General features: G+C 52.4%; 14 protein-coding genes and 1 pseudogene. 14 read left to right on the top strand and 1 reads right to left on the bottom strand.

Features of this window, described 5'->3' with window-relative positions; translation table 11 throughout:
* Positions 1 to 156: 156 nt before the first annotated feature.
* The 4 genes from NSS64_RS05420 (at position 157) to NSS64_RS05435 (ending at position 4,727) form a co-directional block, all read left to right on the top strand.
* The gene (locus NSS64_RS05420; protein WP_341139446.1) at positions 157 to 840 is read left to right on the top strand and encodes a CPBP family intramembrane glutamic endopeptidase; all 684 of its coding nucleotides are present in this window, start codon (positions 157 to 159) and stop codon (positions 838 to 840) included.
* Between the two features lie 980 nt (positions 841 to 1,820).
* Entirely contained in the window at positions 1,821 to 2,987 is a 1,167-nt protein-coding gene (gene ltrA / locus NSS64_RS05425; protein WP_341139447.1) for a group II intron reverse transcriptase/maturase, read from the top strand.
* 274 nt (positions 2,988 to 3,261) lie between these two features.
* Complete coding sequence (locus NSS64_RS05430; RefSeq protein WP_341139448.1) at positions 3,262 to 3,711, top strand: macro domain-containing protein; 450 nt, start codon at positions 3,262 to 3,264, stop codon at positions 3,709 to 3,711.
* 641 nt (positions 3,712 to 4,352) lie between these two features.
* The gene (locus NSS64_RS05435) at positions 4,353 to 4,727 is read left to right on the top strand and encodes a VOC family protein (protein ID WP_341139449.1); all 375 of its coding nucleotides are present in this window, start codon (positions 4,353 to 4,355) and stop codon (positions 4,725 to 4,727) included.
* A gap of 41 nt (positions 4,728 to 4,768) precedes the next feature.
* Here NSS64_RS05435 and NSS64_RS05440 read toward each other — a convergent pair whose 3' ends face one another.
* Positions 4,769 to 5,563 carry a helix-turn-helix transcriptional regulator gene (locus NSS64_RS05440; protein ID WP_341139450.1) on the bottom strand — a complete coding sequence of 265 codons (795 nt, stop codon included), beginning with the start codon at positions 5,561 to 5,563 and terminating at the stop codon, positions 4,769 to 4,771.
* Positions 5,564 to 5,750: 187 nt separating this feature from the next.
* Between NSS64_RS05440 and NSS64_RS05445 the strand changes: the two genes are divergently transcribed.
* From NSS64_RS05445 to NSS64_RS05490, 10 genes and pseudogenes are all read left to right on the top strand, one after another.
* Positions 5,751 to 6,764, top strand: a complete 1,014-nt coding sequence (locus NSS64_RS05445) for a glycoside hydrolase family 5 protein (protein WP_341142765.1) — start codon at positions 5,751 to 5,753, stop codon at positions 6,762 to 6,764.
* Between the two features lie 59 nt (positions 6,765 to 6,823).
* The gene (locus NSS64_RS05450) at positions 6,824 to 8,770 is read left to right on the top strand and encodes an alpha-L-arabinofuranosidase C-terminal domain-containing protein (RefSeq protein ID WP_341139451.1); all 1,947 of its coding nucleotides are present in this window, start codon (positions 6,824 to 6,826) and stop codon (positions 8,768 to 8,770) included.
* Positions 8,771 to 8,888: 118 nt separating this feature from the next.
* Positions 8,889 to 8,999, top strand: a pseudogene (locus NSS64_RS05455) (type II toxin-antitoxin system HicA family toxin); the annotation flags it as partial.
* Between the two features lie 24 nt (positions 9,000 to 9,023).
* Positions 9,024 to 9,449: a type II toxin-antitoxin system HicB family antitoxin gene (locus NSS64_RS05460; RefSeq protein ID WP_076076163.1), complete on the top strand. Its 426-nt coding sequence runs from the start codon at positions 9,024 to 9,026 to the stop codon at positions 9,447 to 9,449.
* A 222-nt stretch (positions 9,450 to 9,671) separates the two neighbouring features.
* On the top strand, positions 9,672 to 10,253 hold the full coding sequence (locus tag NSS64_RS05465) for a TetR/AcrR family transcriptional regulator (protein ID WP_341139452.1): 582 nt from the start codon (positions 9,672 to 9,674) through the stop codon (positions 10,251 to 10,253).
* 59 nt (positions 10,254 to 10,312) lie between these two features.
* The gene (locus tag NSS64_RS05470; protein WP_341139453.1) at positions 10,313 to 10,924 is read left to right on the top strand and encodes a GNAT family N-acetyltransferase; all 612 of its coding nucleotides are present in this window, start codon (positions 10,313 to 10,315) and stop codon (positions 10,922 to 10,924) included.
* Between the two features lie 842 nt (positions 10,925 to 11,766).
* Positions 11,767 to 12,945, top strand: a complete 1,179-nt coding sequence (locus NSS64_RS05475; RefSeq protein ID WP_341139454.1) for an ROK family transcriptional regulator — start codon at positions 11,767 to 11,769, stop codon at positions 12,943 to 12,945.
* A gap of 42 nt (positions 12,946 to 12,987) precedes the next feature.
* On the top strand, positions 12,988 to 13,971 hold the full coding sequence (locus NSS64_RS05480) for an ROK family protein (protein ID WP_341139455.1): 984 nt from the start codon (positions 12,988 to 12,990) through the stop codon (positions 13,969 to 13,971).
* A gap of 31 nt (positions 13,972 to 14,002) precedes the next feature.
* The gene (locus tag NSS64_RS05485; protein ID WP_341139456.1) at positions 14,003 to 15,184 is read left to right on the top strand and encodes an MFS transporter; all 1,182 of its coding nucleotides are present in this window, start codon (positions 14,003 to 14,005) and stop codon (positions 15,182 to 15,184) included.
* A gap of 18 nt (positions 15,185 to 15,202) precedes the next feature.
* Complete coding sequence (locus tag NSS64_RS05490; RefSeq protein ID WP_341139457.1) at positions 15,203 to 17,452, top strand: AraC family transcriptional regulator; 2,250 nt, start codon at positions 15,203 to 15,205, stop codon at positions 17,450 to 17,452.
* Positions 17,453 to 17,668: the final 216 nt, after the last annotated feature.

Below are 17,668 nucleotides of genomic sequence, written 5' to 3' on the forward strand. Positions count from 1 at the left end.
CAGTGGGCACAAAATTAAGCGAAAATTCAGCGGTTCGTTTAAGTTCTGTTCCGGTGGGGTTGGTAGGATAGGTCTGAGCAACACATTCGAGCTTCGATGAGAAGAGTAGGAGGATAATAGAATGAGTAAAAAATGGTCACTATCGGGGGACTGGCAATGAGCAGCCTTTCCCTAACTGAAATGCCACACACCCGGCCCGGCTGGCCGGAGATCCTAACTGCACTGTCCCTCTATATGATCGGCGTTGTTATCCTTGGGGTCTGGATGCTTCAAATTCCTGATGAGCAAGCTATCTTACGGATTAATATCGGAGGTGCAGCCAATGGTCTGATTGGCTTCCTGGCTTTGTTTGCAGCCTACGCTTTGCGAATTCGCAATTTACGTGCTTTCGGGTTTCGGATGACGGAGCGGAAATGGCTGCTGATGGCGGTTGTCATCGGGATTGCCGCGTTCGGGGGATGTTTTGTGATCGAAGGGATCTATTATCACTTTGTTACCGAGATCAACACCCAGGCGGACTTCCAGACGGCAGCGCAAGGCGGTCCGCTCTCCATGTTTATTCTGCTTATCACCGGGGCCATTCTAACGCCGCTAAGCGAGGAATTTGTCTTCCGCGGCGTCATTGCCAATGCACTGAACCGTTATGGCCCATGGGCCGGAATAGTAGGCAGCGCTGCAATTTTCGGCGTGGTTCATGGATTCACCGTGATCCTGTTAGACGCGTTCATGGTCGGTGTTCTGGTGGCGTACCTGTTCCGCAAGACAGGCTCCATCTGGCCGGGAGTCGTGGTGCATATCGTGTATAACGGCCTTAATCTTCTCTATTATTCTACGCTGTAGATGGGGGAGGGGGCGGCTAAGCAAGTGAATGAGAGAGTGCATATAAGAGTACTTAGGCTGTCGGGAGATTCCCGGCAGTTTTTTGGTGCGCCTCACAGTCGCATCATCTAGGTGGTTCAAATCCACCCGGTAACTTTACCCTTTAAAGTACCGTAGCCGAAGCAGACATCCGTCAACCGAAGGTAGACGGATGGGCAGGGTGTCTTCCGTGAGGAAGAATCTGAAGGGCCTGCAGGCAAAATCCAGCCCGGAATGCAGTGAACCAGAGGTGGCGGCGATGCTGGGCGACCCGCCCATAAAACGGGGAAGCCTATACGAGAAAGCGTATAGCCTACAGGAAAACAAACAAAGGGAAATGACCTGTAGGACTCATCGACGTGATTAGGGTCAGGATGGATGGAACAGAAGATGCAGATGACTGAGGGAAGTCTCGTAGTCTCCTTGACGCAAACGCGGATAAGGTAGGGGCGGTATAACCGAAAGGGAAAGCCAAATCGAAGGGCTGCGAGATGGCGGATCGTTCCGTAGTAGTGAGGAAGTCCAGGCCAATGAAAGCTGGTAACAGACTGGAGGAGAAAACCTGGATGAGTATGCGCCTGTTTTTTTTTTTGAAAGGCAAGTAGCCAAAAAAAAAAAAAAAAAAAAAAAAGTGGTGTCGCATACCCTGCTCTCACTCCAAAAGAGGAGAGACAGAGGCGAAGGGAATGTGCTTCGTCAAAGCCTGTGAGTGTTCGTGAGTGGAGATCGTAAGCGCCTTAAACCAGCGAGGGTTTGACCGAGAGGGTATGTCCCGCCGAGAGCGAAAGAGCGCTTGGGGATGAGGCAAACTGGCGACCTGAGTACATCCAAAGGCAGCAGGAGCGATTGAAGATTTTTTTTTTCTAACACGCAGTTGCCGGGATGGAACAAGCAAGGAATCGAACCTCTGTAGCGAAAACAAGACCAGCTTGGTGAGTAACGGTAAAGGTGGTGAAACACCAATGAAACCGAAAAGATGTTACTACTCCTTAATCGATAAAGTATACCAAATAAACAACCTGCACGAAGCCTGGTTATCGGTGAAGAAGAATCAAGGAAGTGGCGGCGTGGACGGCGTAAGCATCCTAATGTACGAGAAGAATGTAAGCATGAACCTGAGGGAACTCCAAAGGTTATTGCGGCAGGGTCGTTACATTCCAGATCCCGTGAGGCGCCATTACATCGAGAAGGAAAATGGGAAATTAAGACCGCTAGGCATTCCCACGGTCAGGGATCGAATCTGTCAGCAAGCCGTCCGTCAAATCATTGAGCCTATCTTCGAAGAGGATTTTTACTATTATAGCTTTGGTTTTCGGGCAGGATACTCGGCGCATCAAGCCATACGGACCATTCGGAGAGCCAAACGAAACGGATATGAACATGTGGTAGACCTGGATATTGTATCTTTCTTCGATGAAATTCCACACGAAGGACTCATGGAGAAGGTGCGAGAGAGAATTACCGACGGAAAAGTGCTGACGCTCATTCGCGGATGGCTGACGGCGGGAATCATGGAAGATGATCAGTTCCATGAAACGAAAATCGGTTCTCCTCAGGGCGGAGTGATCTCGCCGCTCTTGGCGAACATCTATCTGAATACGTTTGACTGGGGCATGAAGGAGCAGGGATTTGCCGTAGTGAGGTATGCGGATGATGCGGTGATCCTGTGCAAGACCAAGGAGCAGGCAAAGGCAGGATATCTAGTGGCAAAGAAGATGCTGGAAGAAGAATTGCATCTACGGATGCATCCGGAGAAAACCAAAGTGGTGGATTTCGAGGAAGGATTTCGTTTTCTGGGTTTTGACTTTAAGAGGGAATATGTGACCTTGCCGGAAGCGAAAGTGAAGAAATATAAAGACAAAGTGCGAAACGCGACCCGCAGGCAACAAGGAAACAACCTGGACGGAATGCTCAAGAAATTAAATGAAATTGTCCGAGGCTTTGGAAATTATTTCGGTATAGGAAATGTGAAGAAGAAGTTCGAACGTCTGGATCAATGGATGCGAATGAGGGTGAGAGCCTTTATGCGTCACAAGAAATCTACGGTGTCAAACCGGCTGATCCCAAACAAGGTATTGGAATCAGCGGGAATGGTATTTCTAACGAGTTTACTCACCACACGTTCCTAATTCAGGAGTGAAATAGGCAATCCGGCGACGGATGAAGGAAACTCACTCCTGAAGATGGGGAACTGACGAAGGAAAGCCGTGTGCGGGAAATCCGCATGCACGGTTTGACGGGGAGTCCGAGGGAGTAATCCCTCGTCTTACCCTACTGTTATGAGAGTGCTTTCTACAGGAGTATAGTTAGTCTCAGGAGGAATGATCAATGGCCACATGGGATACTCATTTTAGAATAGCAGAAGCATTCCAAACACCAAGTCACAACAACAAGGAGAGAATCATGACCATCCAAATCGTAAACGGCGATCTATTAGAAGCCAGGGAAGATATTCTAGGGCATCAGGTGAATTGTCAGGGGGTGATGGGGTCGGGGATTGCGAGGATTCTGCGGGACCGTTATCCGAATTTATATCCTGAGTATAAAAAATACTGTGACTCTTACACGCCTGACGAGCTGCTCGGACACTGCCAGCTGGTGCAGACGGGCGCGAAGTACACGGCGAATCTGTTCGGCCAGCTTAACTATGGAAGAAGCAAAATCCGGTATACCGATTATGCTGCGCTGGAGCAAGCGTTAACTACACTGAAGGCAGAAGCACAGGCGAGGGGGCTGTCTGTCGCTCTCCCGTACAACATTGGCTGCGGACTGGCGAACGGGGAGTGGAGTGTGGTGGAGCAGATGATCGGGAAGGTTTTCGCGGACTATGAGGTTACGTTGTATAAGATTTAAATTAAAAACTATTACACGCGTTTAGAGCAGTCCGCCTTAGGCGGGCTGTTTTTTAGTGGATTAGGAATGACTTCGCTGATTTCACCGAACACATGGACAGAGCGTGGTCTTCTGGGCCGAATGTGGTCGAAAAACCGACCACATTCGGTGCGGTAGAGGTGCGATGTCGGGATGTGGTCGAAAAACCGACTACATTTGGCGCGACAGAGGTGTGTGGGCCGGATAAGGTCGGAAAACCGACCACATTTGGCGCGACGTAGGTGCAGTGGCGGGATAAGGTCGAAAAACCGATCACATTTGGCGCGACATAGGTGCGATGGCGGGATGTGGTCGAAAAACCGACTACATTTGGCGCGACAGAGGCGTGTGGGCGGGATAAGGTCGAAAAACCGACTACATTCGGTGCAACAGGGCGTATGGGCGGGATAAGGTCGAAAAACCGATCACAATGGCGATGCCGCAGGAATTTTGTTCCAATAATACATATATTTCGGGGTCCCCGCAAAGTACCTGAGTCATCATCGAAGCTCTAGCTACACTTTGTGGGGTTATTTTATGGATTTATATTGTGAATTACTATAACATATAACTATATTTTGAAATTAAGTTTCACTAGATGAAACTATTAAGGAGGAAGATGGATGACCTACAATTATTATGGTCTGGATCATGTACAACTGGCAGCGCCGGAAGGCTGTGAAGCTGAGGCCCGGAAATTCTTCAATGGACTGTTAGGCTGGGCGGAGATCCCCAAACCCGAGCTGCTGCAAAAGCGTGGCGGGGTATGGTTCCAATGCGGGAAGCATCAAGTACATATCGGGGTAGAGCGGGATTTTGTTCCCGCTACCAAAGCGCACCCGGCATTTCATGTACAACACTTGAATGAATTACGTGAGCATCTGTTGCAGAATGACATTCAAGTCACGAATGATGAAGCGAGGGCGGATGAAGGCGTCAAGCGCTTCTATATAAACGACCCTTTTGGGAATCGTCTTGAGTTTCTGGAATGGCTTTGATCTGAATTGAATTGTCAATAAAAATAAAGCCAGACTGCTTATCAGCGGTCTGGCTTTATTTTGTGCTCCCTGTACTGGGTGGGCGTCTGGCCCAACTGCTGCTTGAACTGGCGCATGAAGTGGATCTCGCTGGCGTAGCCGCTCATTTCTGCGATTTTTTTGACGGAGATGTCTGTGGTGGTGAGCAGGTATTTGGCATGTTCGATCCGGCTGGCGATGACGTCGGCCATTGGGCTTACGCCGAAGTAGTCTTTATACAGATGCTGGAAGCAGGAGCGGCTCATGGTCAGCTCGTGGGATAGTCCATCTATCGTCCAGTTGAGGAAGGGCTGGTTGTAGATTTTGGTGCGGATGACGGACATCTTGTTGTAGTGCGTGTTGCCGACTTCCTTCTGGGCCGAATGAATCCGGTTGCTGAGCTTAATGAAGAATAGCCGCAGATATAATTCAATCGTCTCGTCCTTATGCGGGTTCTCGGAATACACCTCATAGCACAAATGGTTAATGATGATCGACAGCTCGTTCAGATCGCCAATCGGGATCACTTCATCCCTGGGGATCGCCAGCCGGTCCAGCAGCGCTTCATCCCCCAGGTTGTCCAGCCGGAAATGGAACCAGTCATTGGTGAATTGTGACCCGTAAGCCCGGTAGAACTGGGGCGTATGCTCACTGTACAGGATGAAGGAGTCCGGCCCCGTCACCCGGCTCTCTCCCTTCAAAGTGAAGATGGCCGGCGTCTTCAGCAGCAACAGCATATAGTCTCCCGACCCTTGGGGCCTGTTGATGATGAAGTCCGCGTCATGACTGTGATTGTATCCGATATTGTGTATGTTCATATGAACCTCCTGCGCAGCAGATAGGTCTATTGTAGAAGCTAAGGGTGCCTTTTGTAAATGAGGATTGCACAATAAGTTAGTACTTACGCGCGATGTGTAATTGTTCTGCGGCCAGGGTTTATCTATGCTTAAGGCAGGTAGCAGTAAGAGCTTACAATGAAGGCTGAGGCCGGAGAGGTTGATCGTGATGAAAGAATGGACGGGTTATACCAGAGGTGTGAATCTAGGAGGCTGGCTGTCCCAGTGTCCTTATCAGCATGCCCATTATGATAGCTTCATTACGGAGAAGGATATCGAGACGATTGCCTCCTGGGGTCTGGACCATGTCCGGCTGCCGGTGGATTATGAAGTGATAGAGGATACGGGGAATGCTGAGACTTACGCCGGGTTCAAGCATATCGACAACTGTATCCGCTGGTGTGCTGCCCATAGGCTGAATCTCATTATTGATCTGCATAAAACGCCCGGGTTCTCCTTCAACAGCGTGGCCGAGAATTCCCTGTTCGATGATGCGGCGCTCCAGGAGCGGTTCCTGAATCTGTGGAAGGCGATTGCCAGCCGGTATGCCGGCTATAAGGATACTGTGGCTTTTGAATTATTGAATGAGATTGTGGAGCAGGACAGCAGCCGCTGGAATGCATTGGCTCACTGGACGATTGCCGAGATCCGCAAGCACGCCCCGGAGACCAAAATCGTTATCGGCGGCATCCAGTGGAACAGCGTGCATACCCTCAGGCTGCTGGATCATCCGTATGATGAGAATATCGTGTATACCTTCCACTTCTATGAGCCGTTCCTGTTCACACACCAGCGTGCGGCATGGGTGGAGCAGATGCCTAAGAGCGACATGGACTATCCGGGTGACCTGGAGAACTACCGCAGCACTTCGGCGGCTATTGGCGCTTTCGGCTCCGGGCTTCATGCAGAAGGTATCCACGAGATGGGTCCGGCATACATGACCAGACTGATCCAGAATGCAATCGATGTTGCAGCAGAGCGAAACGTATATCTGTACTGCGGCGAATATGGAGTCATTGAGCAAGCCCCATCGCAGAGCGTGGTGAACTGGTACAAGGATGTGCATGGCGTGTTCGAACAATACAAGATTGGCCGGGCCGCCTGGACGTATAAAAAGATGGACTTCGGCATCTCTGACCGCTACGACAGCAGCATTACGTCTGAGATAATTACTTATTTATGAGCTGGTAAATAGAGAACTGGAAAATATACAGACAAGGAAAAGTGGCGGAGGGGAAATAAATGAAAATACAAATTACAGATAAACCCGGAGTATCGATCTCAAAAGGGATGATCGGGCTGTTCTTCGAAGATATCAACTATGGGCTGGATGGCGGACTGCATGCCGAGATGATTGAGAACCGTTCCTTCGAGTTCATGAAGGCGACGGGCGACAGGGGGAGCTACAGCGAGAGCTACGACGGGCTCTATGGCTGGACAGCATATCCGGCTGAGGCCAGCGGGGCTAAGCTTCAGATTCAGACGGAGCATCCGCAGAATGAGGTCAATCCCCATTACCTGGCGTTTACCGCCGGGGAGACGCAGAACGCTTTTACCAATAAGGCCTATGATGGTGTGTCCCTGAAGCCGGGGCTTACGTATGAGGTATCCTTCTATGCCAGAGCGGAGGGGTATGCAGGGGGAATTGAGGTTTCCGTTGAGAAAAATAGCGCGGTTATAGCGCAGGCTGTCATCGCGGCAGCAGTAGGGGAAGAGTGGACACGCTATACAGCGCAGCTTAGCAGTAATGAAACTGTGTCGTATGGAGATTTCGTCATCCGGCTGGATGCGCCGGGCACGGTCTGCTTCGACTTCATCTCCATGATTCCCTCCGATGCCGTGTTGGGTCTGTTCCGCCGGGATCTGGTTGAACTTCTGGAGGAGATGAAGCCAGGCTTCTTGCGGTTCCCGGGAGGATGCATTGTTGAGGGCTATAACCTGGAGAACCGCTACCAATGGAAGCGCAGTGTAGGTCCGGCTGAGCAGCGCAAGAACAACAGCAGCCGCTGGGCGCTGCACGGGAATAATGAAGAGAATCAGTACACGAGTGAGTACAGCCACTATAATCAGAGCCTGGGGATTGGGTTCTATGAGTATTTTCTGCTGTGTGAATACCTGGGGGCGCGGCCGATTCCGGTGCTGAATGTGGGGCTGGCCTGCCAGTTCCAGTCTACAGAGCATGTGGGTGTACACGATGAAGATTTCCAGGAGTATATTCAGGATGCGCTGGACCTGCTGGAATTCGCCAACGGACCGGTGGATTCACCGTGGGGGCGCCTGCGGAGTGAGATGGGTCACCCGGAACCATTTGGTCTGGAGATGATCGGGATCGGCAATGAGCAGTGGGAGACGGAGCACGCGGACTTTTTCACCAGATACGACCTGTTCGAGGAGGCAATTCATGCCAAGTACCCGTCTGTGCAGCTAATCGGCTCTGCCGGGCCGGATGTCAGCTCAGACAACTACACCCGGGCGTGGGAATATTACCGTAAGCGGGCTGCGGGTAATCCGAACTTCGTCTACGCTATCGACGAGCATTATTATGTGAAGCCGGAATGGCTGTGCGAGAACGTGCATTTCTATGATGAGTATCCACGGGATATCAAGGTATTCGCCGGGGAGTACGCAGGCCATTATGGCAACGGGATGAATATGCCGCACTTCAACAGTTGGGGGGCCGCGCTGGCAGAAGCCGCATTCCTGACGGGCCTTGAGCGCAATGCCGATATCGTCGTGCTGGCCTCTTATGCTCCGTTGTTCGCCAGACTTGGCTACGCCCAGTGGTCGCCGGATATGATCTGGTTCGACGGGGAGAGCAGCTACGGCACACCAAGCTATTATGTGCAGCAAATGTACAGTACGTTGATGGGAACAAAGGTGCTGCAGACCGTACATGATCAGGAGGAGATTCCTTACACTGTCTCTTATGATGAGGAGCAGCAAGTCCTTTACGTGAAGCTGGTGAACACACTGGACCGCAAGGTTGAGGTGGAGCTGGAGACTGCGCTGTCCTTGACCGGAAGCGGCGAAGCCTATGTGATGCAGGGCGAGGAGACAGAAGTGAACTCGATTGAGGCACCGCGCAACATCGCGCCTAAGCGTGTGCCGATTGAGACCGCAAGCCGGATGGTTTATACACTGGAGCCGAAGTCGTTCCATGTGCTGCGGATGGAGTGCGGGGTAAGATAATCTGAGTGATGACAATCCAACCTCTTAAGAAGCTTAATAGAGCTTTTTAAGGGGTTTTTTATAGTATATATACTCAACTATTAACACGTGCTAGAATACGTATTATTCTGGCGACCACTATCAATACAAACATCCAGTCAAGTCGGGCAAGGTTACCATTCCACATCCCAACAAAGATCTGCCGAAGAAAACCATCATAAGTATCCTCAAGCAGGCAGGACTTCAATAGTTCCATCGAAAGGAGACTATACAAATGAAGGATAAAGTGAAATTTTACCGCTATTTTGCGACCTTTGAACAAGACGAAGATGGAATTACTGTAGAATTCCCTGATCTTCCTGGTGCAATTACCTGCGGTCAGAATATAGACGAAGCGTTCTATATGGCCAAAGATTGTCTCGCGCTGCACCTATTTGGGATGGAGGAAGACGGAGACTTGATTCCTGCTCCCTCTGGTATTGATGCACTCAATACACTCACAGCAGGAACAGGGAAAATTGCTGCTCTAATCGAAGTGTTCATGCCACCCTACCGAAGTTCCATATCAGAGCGTTCCGTGAAAAAAACACTAACTATTCCCAAATGGCTGGATGACCTCGCCGCGACAAATAATGTGAATTACTCGCGGATTTTACAGGATGCATTGAAGGAACAGCTCGGTGTGAATGAAAGAAGATAATCCATAGATAACAAACCTCCCCCGTGGAGGAAAAAGCAACCCCCTTACAGAAGCGTTCAGCTTTCTTGAGGGGGTTTTTGATGTTCCTTAAACAATTTGACACCACCCACCTCCCGGTATAAAATAAATTTAAATGATATATAAACATATCATTATAATAATTAAAGTATCATTATGTTAACTGAAATCTCACTCATTCTACAGCAGAGGCAGGCCATATTCATGAAAACCAGTGTTAAAGATAACAAACGGAAGGCTATTCTGGACGCGTCGACGGAGCTGCTGGCGTTCAAGCCGACCGCTACGCTGCAGGAGATCGCGGATCACGCAGGGATCGGCATTGCGACGCTGCACCGCTATTTCTCCACCAGGGAGCTGCTGCTGGATGCGCTGGCGTTGAATGCGATCGGGCTGGTGGATGAAGCGCTCGGGGGCGTTACCGCAGAGGAGCACGATATGCTTCCATTCCTTACGGAAGTGTTCGAGGTGCTGATTCCATTGGGCGGCAAGGTGTCTTTTCTCAGCTTCGCTGCCTCCGTGGACGAGAATCCGCATATTGTAGCCGAGGAAGCACGGATCAAGCAGCCACTGCGGGAAGCGGTGGAGGGCTGGCAGGCACGTGGTCTGTTGAATGCCGGAATGCCCGCCCACTGGATCATAACGGTCATGTATAATCTGTTGTTCGTCGCCTGGCAGGAGATCCAGAAGGGGAATCTTGCGAAGAATGATGCTCCGAAGCTGCTGGTTCATACAGTCCTCCAAGGCTTCGGCAGAACAGGGCATGGGGACGGCAGGCAACCGTGATGAGGACTCGTTCATCAAGATGAATAGAATCTGTAGTGGAACAATAAGGAGGAATCTGTATGTCAACACTGCAAGTAGAGATCGTGGACCGTTTGGATGAAGAACAGAAACGTGAGGTCGCCAGGCTATACTATCAGGCTTTTACCTTGAAATTCAGTGGAATATGGATCTTCTCCCGTAAAGAGCAGGATATTGTGGAGGTCCTGAGCCGCTGTCTGCGTTATGACAAGGCCCTGTACGCGGTATATGAGGGAAGGGTCGTAGGCTTTGCCGGTCTGGAGACAGGAGATGGCTTCTTCATGACGCTGAGTTACCATTCGCTCAGACAGACCTTCGGGCTGCTCGGCGGCGCTTGGCGTTATGCAGCGTATGGCATCTTCCGCCTGCTCCATGGTAATACCCCCACAAATGCAGTGCATATCGATCCGCTTGTAGTGTCTGCGGAAGCGAGAGGACTTGGCATCGGAACCCGGCTGCTGGAGGCCGTCTTCGCATGGTCCCGGAAGGCGGACCGCAGTAAGGTGCTGCTGGAAGTCGTGGATTCTAATCCGCTGGCGAAGAAGCTGTATGAGCGGGTGGGGTTCAAGACCTTCAAGGTACAGAATACCCGCTTGTTCTCCTCGCAGGCCGGCTTCCACAAAGTGCTGCATATGGAGAAAATGCTGAATTAGCCTGGCACGCATTCCCGGTCCGCAGGAGGATCTGCGGACTTTTGCGGTTAGTGGTGGGGGGCGGACTGAGATTCCGCTATTGTGGATTTACAGCGCCATAGTGACTTTTGGCGGACTGACAATCCGCTATTGCTGCTCAAACAGGCTGTTTGGGTGACTTCTAGGGCGGATAGCGGAATCTCTGTCCGCGAACAAGCGAATAAGTAACAATTTCGGCAAAATAGCGGATTCTAAGTCCGTGCCATCAGGCTCGTACACATCAGTTCCCCCAAGCTCGTCGCAAAATCGAATATTCCAAGAATCCGCAGAGCTGATCTGTGGGTTCTTGCTGCTGGGGAGGGAGGGGCGGACCTGACCTGACCGGGAAAAGGGCCGAGCGAATGCTGCGGATGGTCAAGTGTGCATAGGTAATAGAAAGTGTGTGGTCAAGGGCATCAGCTAAACTGCTATGGCCAAGTTTTCAAAGTGGCTGCGGACTGAGATTCCGCTATTGTGGATTTACAGCGCCATAGTGACTTTTGGCGGACTGACAATCCGCTATTGCTGCACAAATAGGCCGTTTGGGTGACTTCTAGGGCGGATAGCGGAATCTCTGTCCGCGAACAAGCGAATAAGTAACAATTTCGGCAAAATAGCGGATTCTAAGTCCGTGCCATGAGGCTCGTACACATCAGTTCCTCCCCCCAAGCTCATCGCAAAATCGAATATTCCAAGAATCCGCAGAGCTGATCTGTGGACTACTGTTTTATTAGGGGCTGGATAAATCGTCCGAAAGACTGTATATTAGACTATACATTAAGTTAGTAAACTTAATTAACTATATATAGAACGGAGTATGAATCGTGAAAATTCAAACGGCCGGGACCCCCAAGGTCATGCGCAATCTGAATGAATTTCTGATTCTGGACCGGATTATCGGCGGCGGGCCGCAATCCAGAGCGGATCTTAGCCGGTATACCGGCTTAAGCAAGCCTACGGTATCCTCGGCTATTGCTCATCTTATAGAACGCGGACTGGTCAGAGAGACCGGCAGAGCGGAGAATACCCAGGGCCGCAAAGCGACTCTGGTGGAATTCAACCCGAAATGCTTTTATACCCTGGGGGCTGAGGTGGGGGGAAGCGGCCTGCGGATAGCACTCGCAGATATGAGCGGAGAGATCTGCTATTACAAGCAGCTGTCTATGCCGGAGGGCAGGATGACAGAGGCGGTGTGTCAAGACTTCCTGGTTCAGAGCATAGAGGGACTGCTTGCGGATTCCGGGATCTCCCGGGAGAAGCTGCGGGCCGCGGCTTTCGGGATTCCAGGCGTGGTGGACCCGGCAGATGGCAGCGTGTCTGACCTGGTTGCCCCGCTGCGCGGGTGTGAAGGGGTGCTCGCAAGGGCTAATCTGGCCCGGCTGTTCCCCGTGCCCATTGTGACAGAGAATGATGTCAACCTCGCATCTCTGGCGGAGTATGCCTCTTCGGGGATGGAGGCAAGCGGCTCTCTCCTATACTTCTCCATCGGTGCAGGAACCGGGGGCGGCCTCATTATCCATGGGGAGATTTACCGGGGGCTTGGCGGCGGGGCGGGCGAACTAGCCAATCTGATGCTGAGCGCAGGCAGGCTGGAGGACGTACTGTCTACAGACGGATTAAGGCAACTGGCCCATCGGATGGCAAAAGAATACACAGGTGCAGCTGATGCAGCGCATTTGCTGTCCACACCTGGAGGAACGGCAGCGCAGATATGGGATGCAGCGCGCAGAGGCGAGCCCCTTGCACTGACTATTATCGAGGCCTACTGCAATCTGCTGGCAGAGGCGGTGGGCAGCATTTGTACAGTGATGGCTCCAGCGACTGTGGTGTTTGGAGGCGAACTGGGCAGCCATGGAGAGATCCTGCTGGAAAGGCTGGAAGCCAGGCTGGGCGGGCTGCACCGGAAGCCCCGGTTGGCTGCCTCCAGCCACGGGGACAAGGATGTGGTGCTTGGAGCGGTCCAGACCGCGGTCCAATTGGCTTTTCGTGAGATGCGGGCATAGGAGCGTAAGCATATATTTTATAGAATGACGGGGGAATCCTAGATGAATATGTTAACTGCCGGAATTGATGTGGGCGGCACCAAGACACTGCTATGCCTCACAGATGAAGAAGGAACGGTGCTTGAACAGTACAAGGTGGAGACGCAGCTGAGCCGGGAGCCGGAGGTATTCTTCCGCTGGTTATTCGCTGAACTGGAGCAGCTCTGCCAGCGTAACGGCAGTTCGCTCTCCTCCTTGCAGGGAGTGGGCATCGGGTTCCCGGGAGTCATGAATGAGCGCACCGGCACCCTGACCAGCGCACCGGCGCTCAATTGGCCTGCAACTATGGATATCCGTCCGGTCATTGCGGCTTACTATCCCGGACTGGTGGTGCTGGATAACGATGTGAATATGGCGGCTATGGGCGAGTATGCAGCGGGCTCTGCTGCGGGGTCTGAGCATTTCATTATGATCACGGTCGGGACTGGGGTGGGCAGCGCTTTGTTCCTGAACGGCCAGCTCTACCGGGGTGCCAGCTTCGCGGCGGGTGAGATCGGCTATCTCATCGTTGAGCCGGGAGCGGTTCATGCTGCTGCCGATCCGGAGTACAGTGAGTTCGGCCCGTTTGAGATGGAGGTATCCGGCACGGGAATCGGGGCGAAGGCGGCGGCCAGGCTGCACGGGAATAACAGCAGTTCATTGATCCGGGAGCTGGCGCAGGGCGATGCGGTCCGGGCGGAGCATGTATTTGCAGCGGCGCAGCGGCAGGATGAGACAGCACTTGCGCTGCTGGATCATGCGTATGAACAGATGGCGGCGGCGGTCAAGAATATTGCGATTACGCTGGATCTGGAGCTGGTCATTCTGGGCGGCGGTGTCGTGGAGAAGAACCCGGGCTATGTGCAGGAGGTTGCAGCGCGGGTCAGCAGGTATACTCCTGAGCAATCTTTATTGATCCGGCAGGCGGTGCTTGGCAATCAGGCGGGAGCGATAGGTGCTGCGGCGGCGGCCCGAAGCAGGCTGAACGCAGGAACCGGGCAGAACTGAGGGTATGAATATGAGACGCGGAACAAGTATAATGAGATTCTCTGTAGGCAGCAAAGAGAGTGAGGTCCTGCTGAAGATGCGCGGGCTGTATCTGTTCACAGGTCTGGCCGGGGGCAGCTTCAACCCGTATGTCACCTCCCTTCTGGTTCATCAGGGCATGACGAGCCAGAGAATTGGAATTATGATGGCCTTCGGCACCTTGCTGGCGATTCTGTTTCAGCCGTTATGGGGAATTCTGGTGGACCGCTATCAACGAACAAGACTGGTGCTGATGCTTACCCTGATTGTTCCCGGCACCATAGTCTATCTCTACAATGTAAAATGGCTTGTCGTCATTGTGCTGGTATACAGCTTGTATACGATTTTTCAGAGCACCCAGACGCCGGTTGCCGACGCTTATGCAGTGAATGCAGCTTCAGCCGCAGGCACCTCGTTCGGGACCATCCGGCTGTTCGGCAGTATCGGCACGGCGCTGGGAGGGTACTTCGGCGGATTGTATCTGAACTGGCTGGGGGTCACCGAGCTGTGGATTCCCTTCCTGCTCTTCAACCTGCTTGCTCTTATGCTCGTGATGACCATCCCGGTGAATGTGGAGCGGCGGACGCAGCATGTAACCTTCACCAGCGGAATCAGGCAGCTGCTGGGTAACCGGGTCTTTCTGCTGTTTCTCGCCGGTTGTTTTCTGGTGAACCAGACGCTTACGGCCTTCAACTCCTTCTTTGTCCTGACCTTCCAGATGGCGGGCGGGAGCTTCGCGTGGTCAGGCATCGCCCTGATGATTGCTTCCATTACCAGTGTTCCGGCAATGCTCGTGGCCGCAAGCGTTCTGAAGAAGTACGGCTATGAGAAAACACTCATGCTGGCCTCTGTTGTCTACATGCTCCGCTGGGCGATCCAATGGCTCATTCCTGTTCCCGGTGTTATGATAGGTGTCCAGACGCTGCACGGCATGTCTTTTGGTTTCTTTTACATTGCGGCTGTGGAATATGTGGCCTCCATTACGGGCAAAGAGCTGCAAGCCACAGGACAAAGCCTGTTCAATATGGTGTTTGTGGGTCTTGGAGGCATTGCCGGGAATCTGCTGAACGGGTATCTGCTGGATAGCGGAGGCCCGGGACTGATGTATTTCTCCTGTACGGTCAGCGCCGCGCTCGGCGCATTGCTGCTGTACAAGGTAAGCTCCATTTCACATCAGAAGCAGCAGTCTGAATAAGAAGAAGGGGGAAGCTCTATGAAGCGCAGTTGGTATAGTCGGATGCTATTCTCATACTTCCCTGTCTTCCTGCTTGTCGTCACTGTTCTAATCTTCCTGGCCTTCATGGTCATTACGGAGCTGTCCCGCAGCGAGACGGAGAAGGCCAATTACATATCTACCAGCTATGTGGCGGATACGGTGGAGCGGACCTTGAATGATGTAGAGCTGGGGGTGCTGCAGGAGATCGGAAAAAATTATTCTTATAATGACTTCCTGGATGCGCCCTCCGGCACAGACTCACCGGCTGGCAGCTCGTATGAAATTGTGCAGAGCATGAACCGGCTATCTGAACGCTTCAGCCTGATTGATTCGATCTATGTCTACCGTAACAAGGACAAGCTGATGCTGGGCCAGAGCGGATACGTGAATCCGAGACAGGGCCAGGGGCTGGAGGCGGAATATTTGCAGCAGCTCTCCGCGAATAAGCAGCAGCAGGGGTGGAGCGCTGTACGGATGGTTCAACCCAGGAACTCTCAGGATTTACGGCCGGTGATCAGCCTGGCCAGCAGGCTGCCGATTCCTTGGGGCTCCGATGGCTATATTGTTATTAATGTGAGTGTGTACCGCATAGAACGTCTGGTGGACAGCTTGACGAGTGGAGAACTGTCCTTCCTGCGGATCAAGGATGTCTCAGGGACGGCGATCTATGATTCCGCTCCTGCCGCAGACGGCGGGAAGAACAGAACGCTCTCGAAGGTCGAGGCGAAGAATCTGGGCTGGACCTTCGAGAGCGGCCTCCGGGCCGGGCGCTTATTCGACTGGATCTCGGTGATCTCCTACGTCTGGTTCATTCTCGGGTTGCTGACGATTGCGCTGGGCGTAGTGTACATCATCTACATCACCCGGCGGAATTACCGGCCCATCCATCAACTGATGGTGCGGATTCAAGGACTCCAGCCTGCGGCCCAGAATGCCGCGCCTGCCGTAGCTTCCGACGAGCTGGCCCTGATGCATAACGCGCTGGACCGGCTGGTGCAGATCACTACCGACTATGAGCGGGAACGCTATGAGAATCTGGTCATTCAGCGCCGGGAGCTGTTCCAGGATTTCCTCAGCGGGCAACGGCTGGAGGATGCGGCAGAACGGCTGGATGTGCTGGACCCCTTCGAGGGCACCAGGGAGTTCGAGGCCTTCGTTGTATTCGCAGCTGAGCTGAACCGGGAGAAGGACTGGCACGCGCTGCCTGCTCAGGATCAGAACCTGCTGAAATTCGCCTTAACCAATGTACTGGGGGACCTGATGGCAGATAAGCAGCTTCAGGCCTGGGCCGAGTGGATCAGCGGGGAGCGGCTTGGGATTATCATTGGCCTCCGGTTCCGGCCGGTGAAGGATGACAGCGATACGATGCTGGAGCTGGCAAGAGACTGCCACCGCTGGATTATGGATAATCTGCGGGTATCCCTGACCTTCGGAGTGGGCACGGTCGTCCGGGACTGGCGGGAGATCCGGGATTCTTACGCGGCAGCAGCTGAGGTACTCAGTCACAGGCTGGCCCTGGGAACAGATATTGCGGCAGTTCAAATGGATCAGCCGGTCGATTCCGGGCTACAGAGCTATAAATACTTCGGCAGCTTCACCCAGCTGGTCCGTGAATTCCGCCTGTCGGGCGAGAACTGGCGAATCCGGCTGGACGAAATCTTCGATTCCTTCCGCAAGGACCGCCTGAAGGACGAAGAGATCTATATGCTGCTGGAAGTGCTGCTCCAGGCGCTGGAGCAGGAGCTTAAGGGCATAGCGGAGACGCTGGACCGTCAGCTCGCGGCAGCATGGAGCAGTGGTCTGCGGGAACGCATCCGGGGCAGCACCGATCTTGAAGAGATCCGGGAGCTGCTGACCGGCTGGCTGAATGAAACCTACCATGTCTATGTGTCTGTCAATGAGCTGAAGAGCCACCGGGTGATGATTACCGAGGTTAAGCATTATATAGAAGAGCATTATGCTAATCCTGATCTGTCCTTGAATCATCTGAGCGAACGGTTCCAGATCTCTGCGAAATACGCTAGCTACCTGTTCAAGGAAGAATTCAATATGAAGTTCGTAGACTTTCTCGCGGAGCTGCGGCTGATGAAGGCCAAGGAACTGCTGGAGACGACTTCAGAGAGCATACAGGATATTGCCCTGCAGATTGGATATGCTAATTCCATTACCTTCGGACGGGTCTTCAAGCGTATTACGGGCATGACCCCGGGGGATTACCGCAAATTGAAGCTCCATAAAGATGAATAAGCACTGCGTAAATCCGGCTTCAGCAGATTCCGGGTTTGCGCTTTTTTTGATTATTGTGGGAGGTTTGGTGCAATGGCTAGTAAATACATAACATAATTAGTTATATATGAGTTAGGTATTTAGGTTTATGGATACAATTTTCGTGAAGCATTCCTGCGATAATTGTATATTCAGAATGAAAAAAGCTGCAACTTCATTGGTTTTTTCATGAAAATT

This window comes from Paenibacillus sp. FSL H8-0122, from assembly GCF_038005345.1.
Classification (GTDB): domain Bacteria; phylum Bacillota; class Bacilli; order Paenibacillales; family Paenibacillaceae; genus Paenibacillus_AQ.

Excerpts from the sequence above, each read along its gene's own strand:
- NSS64_RS05420 (WP_341139446.1), top strand. The coding sequence starts at position 157 with ATGAGCAGCCTTTCCCTAACTGAAATGCCACACACCCGGCCCGGCTGG.
- ltrA (WP_341139447.1), top strand. The coding sequence starts at position 1,821 with ATGAAACCGAAAAGATGTTACTACTCCTTAATCGATAAAGTATACCAA.
- NSS64_RS05430 (WP_341139448.1), top strand. The coding sequence starts at position 3,262 with ATGACCATCCAAATCGTAAACGGCGATCTATTAGAAGCCAGGGAAGAT.
- NSS64_RS05435 (WP_341139449.1), top strand. The coding sequence starts at position 4,353 with ATGACCTACAATTATTATGGTCTGGATCATGTACAACTGGCAGCGCCG.
- NSS64_RS05440 (WP_341139450.1), bottom strand. The coding sequence starts at position 5,563 with ATGAACATACACAATATCGGATACAATCACAGTCATGACGCGGACTTC.
- NSS64_RS05445 (WP_341142765.1), top strand. The coding sequence starts at position 5,751 with ATGAAAGAATGGACGGGTTATACCAGAGGTGTGAATCTAGGAGGCTGG.
- NSS64_RS05450 (WP_341139451.1), top strand. The coding sequence starts at position 6,824 with ATGAAAATACAAATTACAGATAAACCCGGAGTATCGATCTCAAAAGGG.
- NSS64_RS05460 (WP_076076163.1), top strand. The coding sequence starts at position 9,024 with ATGAAGGATAAAGTGAAATTTTACCGCTATTTTGCGACCTTTGAACAA.
- NSS64_RS05465 (WP_341139452.1), top strand. The coding sequence starts at position 9,672 with ATGAAAACCAGTGTTAAAGATAACAAACGGAAGGCTATTCTGGACGCG.
- NSS64_RS05470 (WP_341139453.1), top strand. The coding sequence starts at position 10,313 with ATGTCAACACTGCAAGTAGAGATCGTGGACCGTTTGGATGAAGAACAG.
- NSS64_RS05480 (WP_341139455.1), top strand. The coding sequence starts at position 12,988 with ATGAATATGTTAACTGCCGGAATTGATGTGGGCGGCACCAAGACACTG.
- NSS64_RS05485 (WP_341139456.1), top strand. The coding sequence starts at position 14,003 with ATGAGATTCTCTGTAGGCAGCAAAGAGAGTGAGGTCCTGCTGAAGATG.
- NSS64_RS05490 (WP_341139457.1), top strand. The coding sequence starts at position 15,203 with ATGAAGCGCAGTTGGTATAGTCGGATGCTATTCTCATACTTCCCTGTC.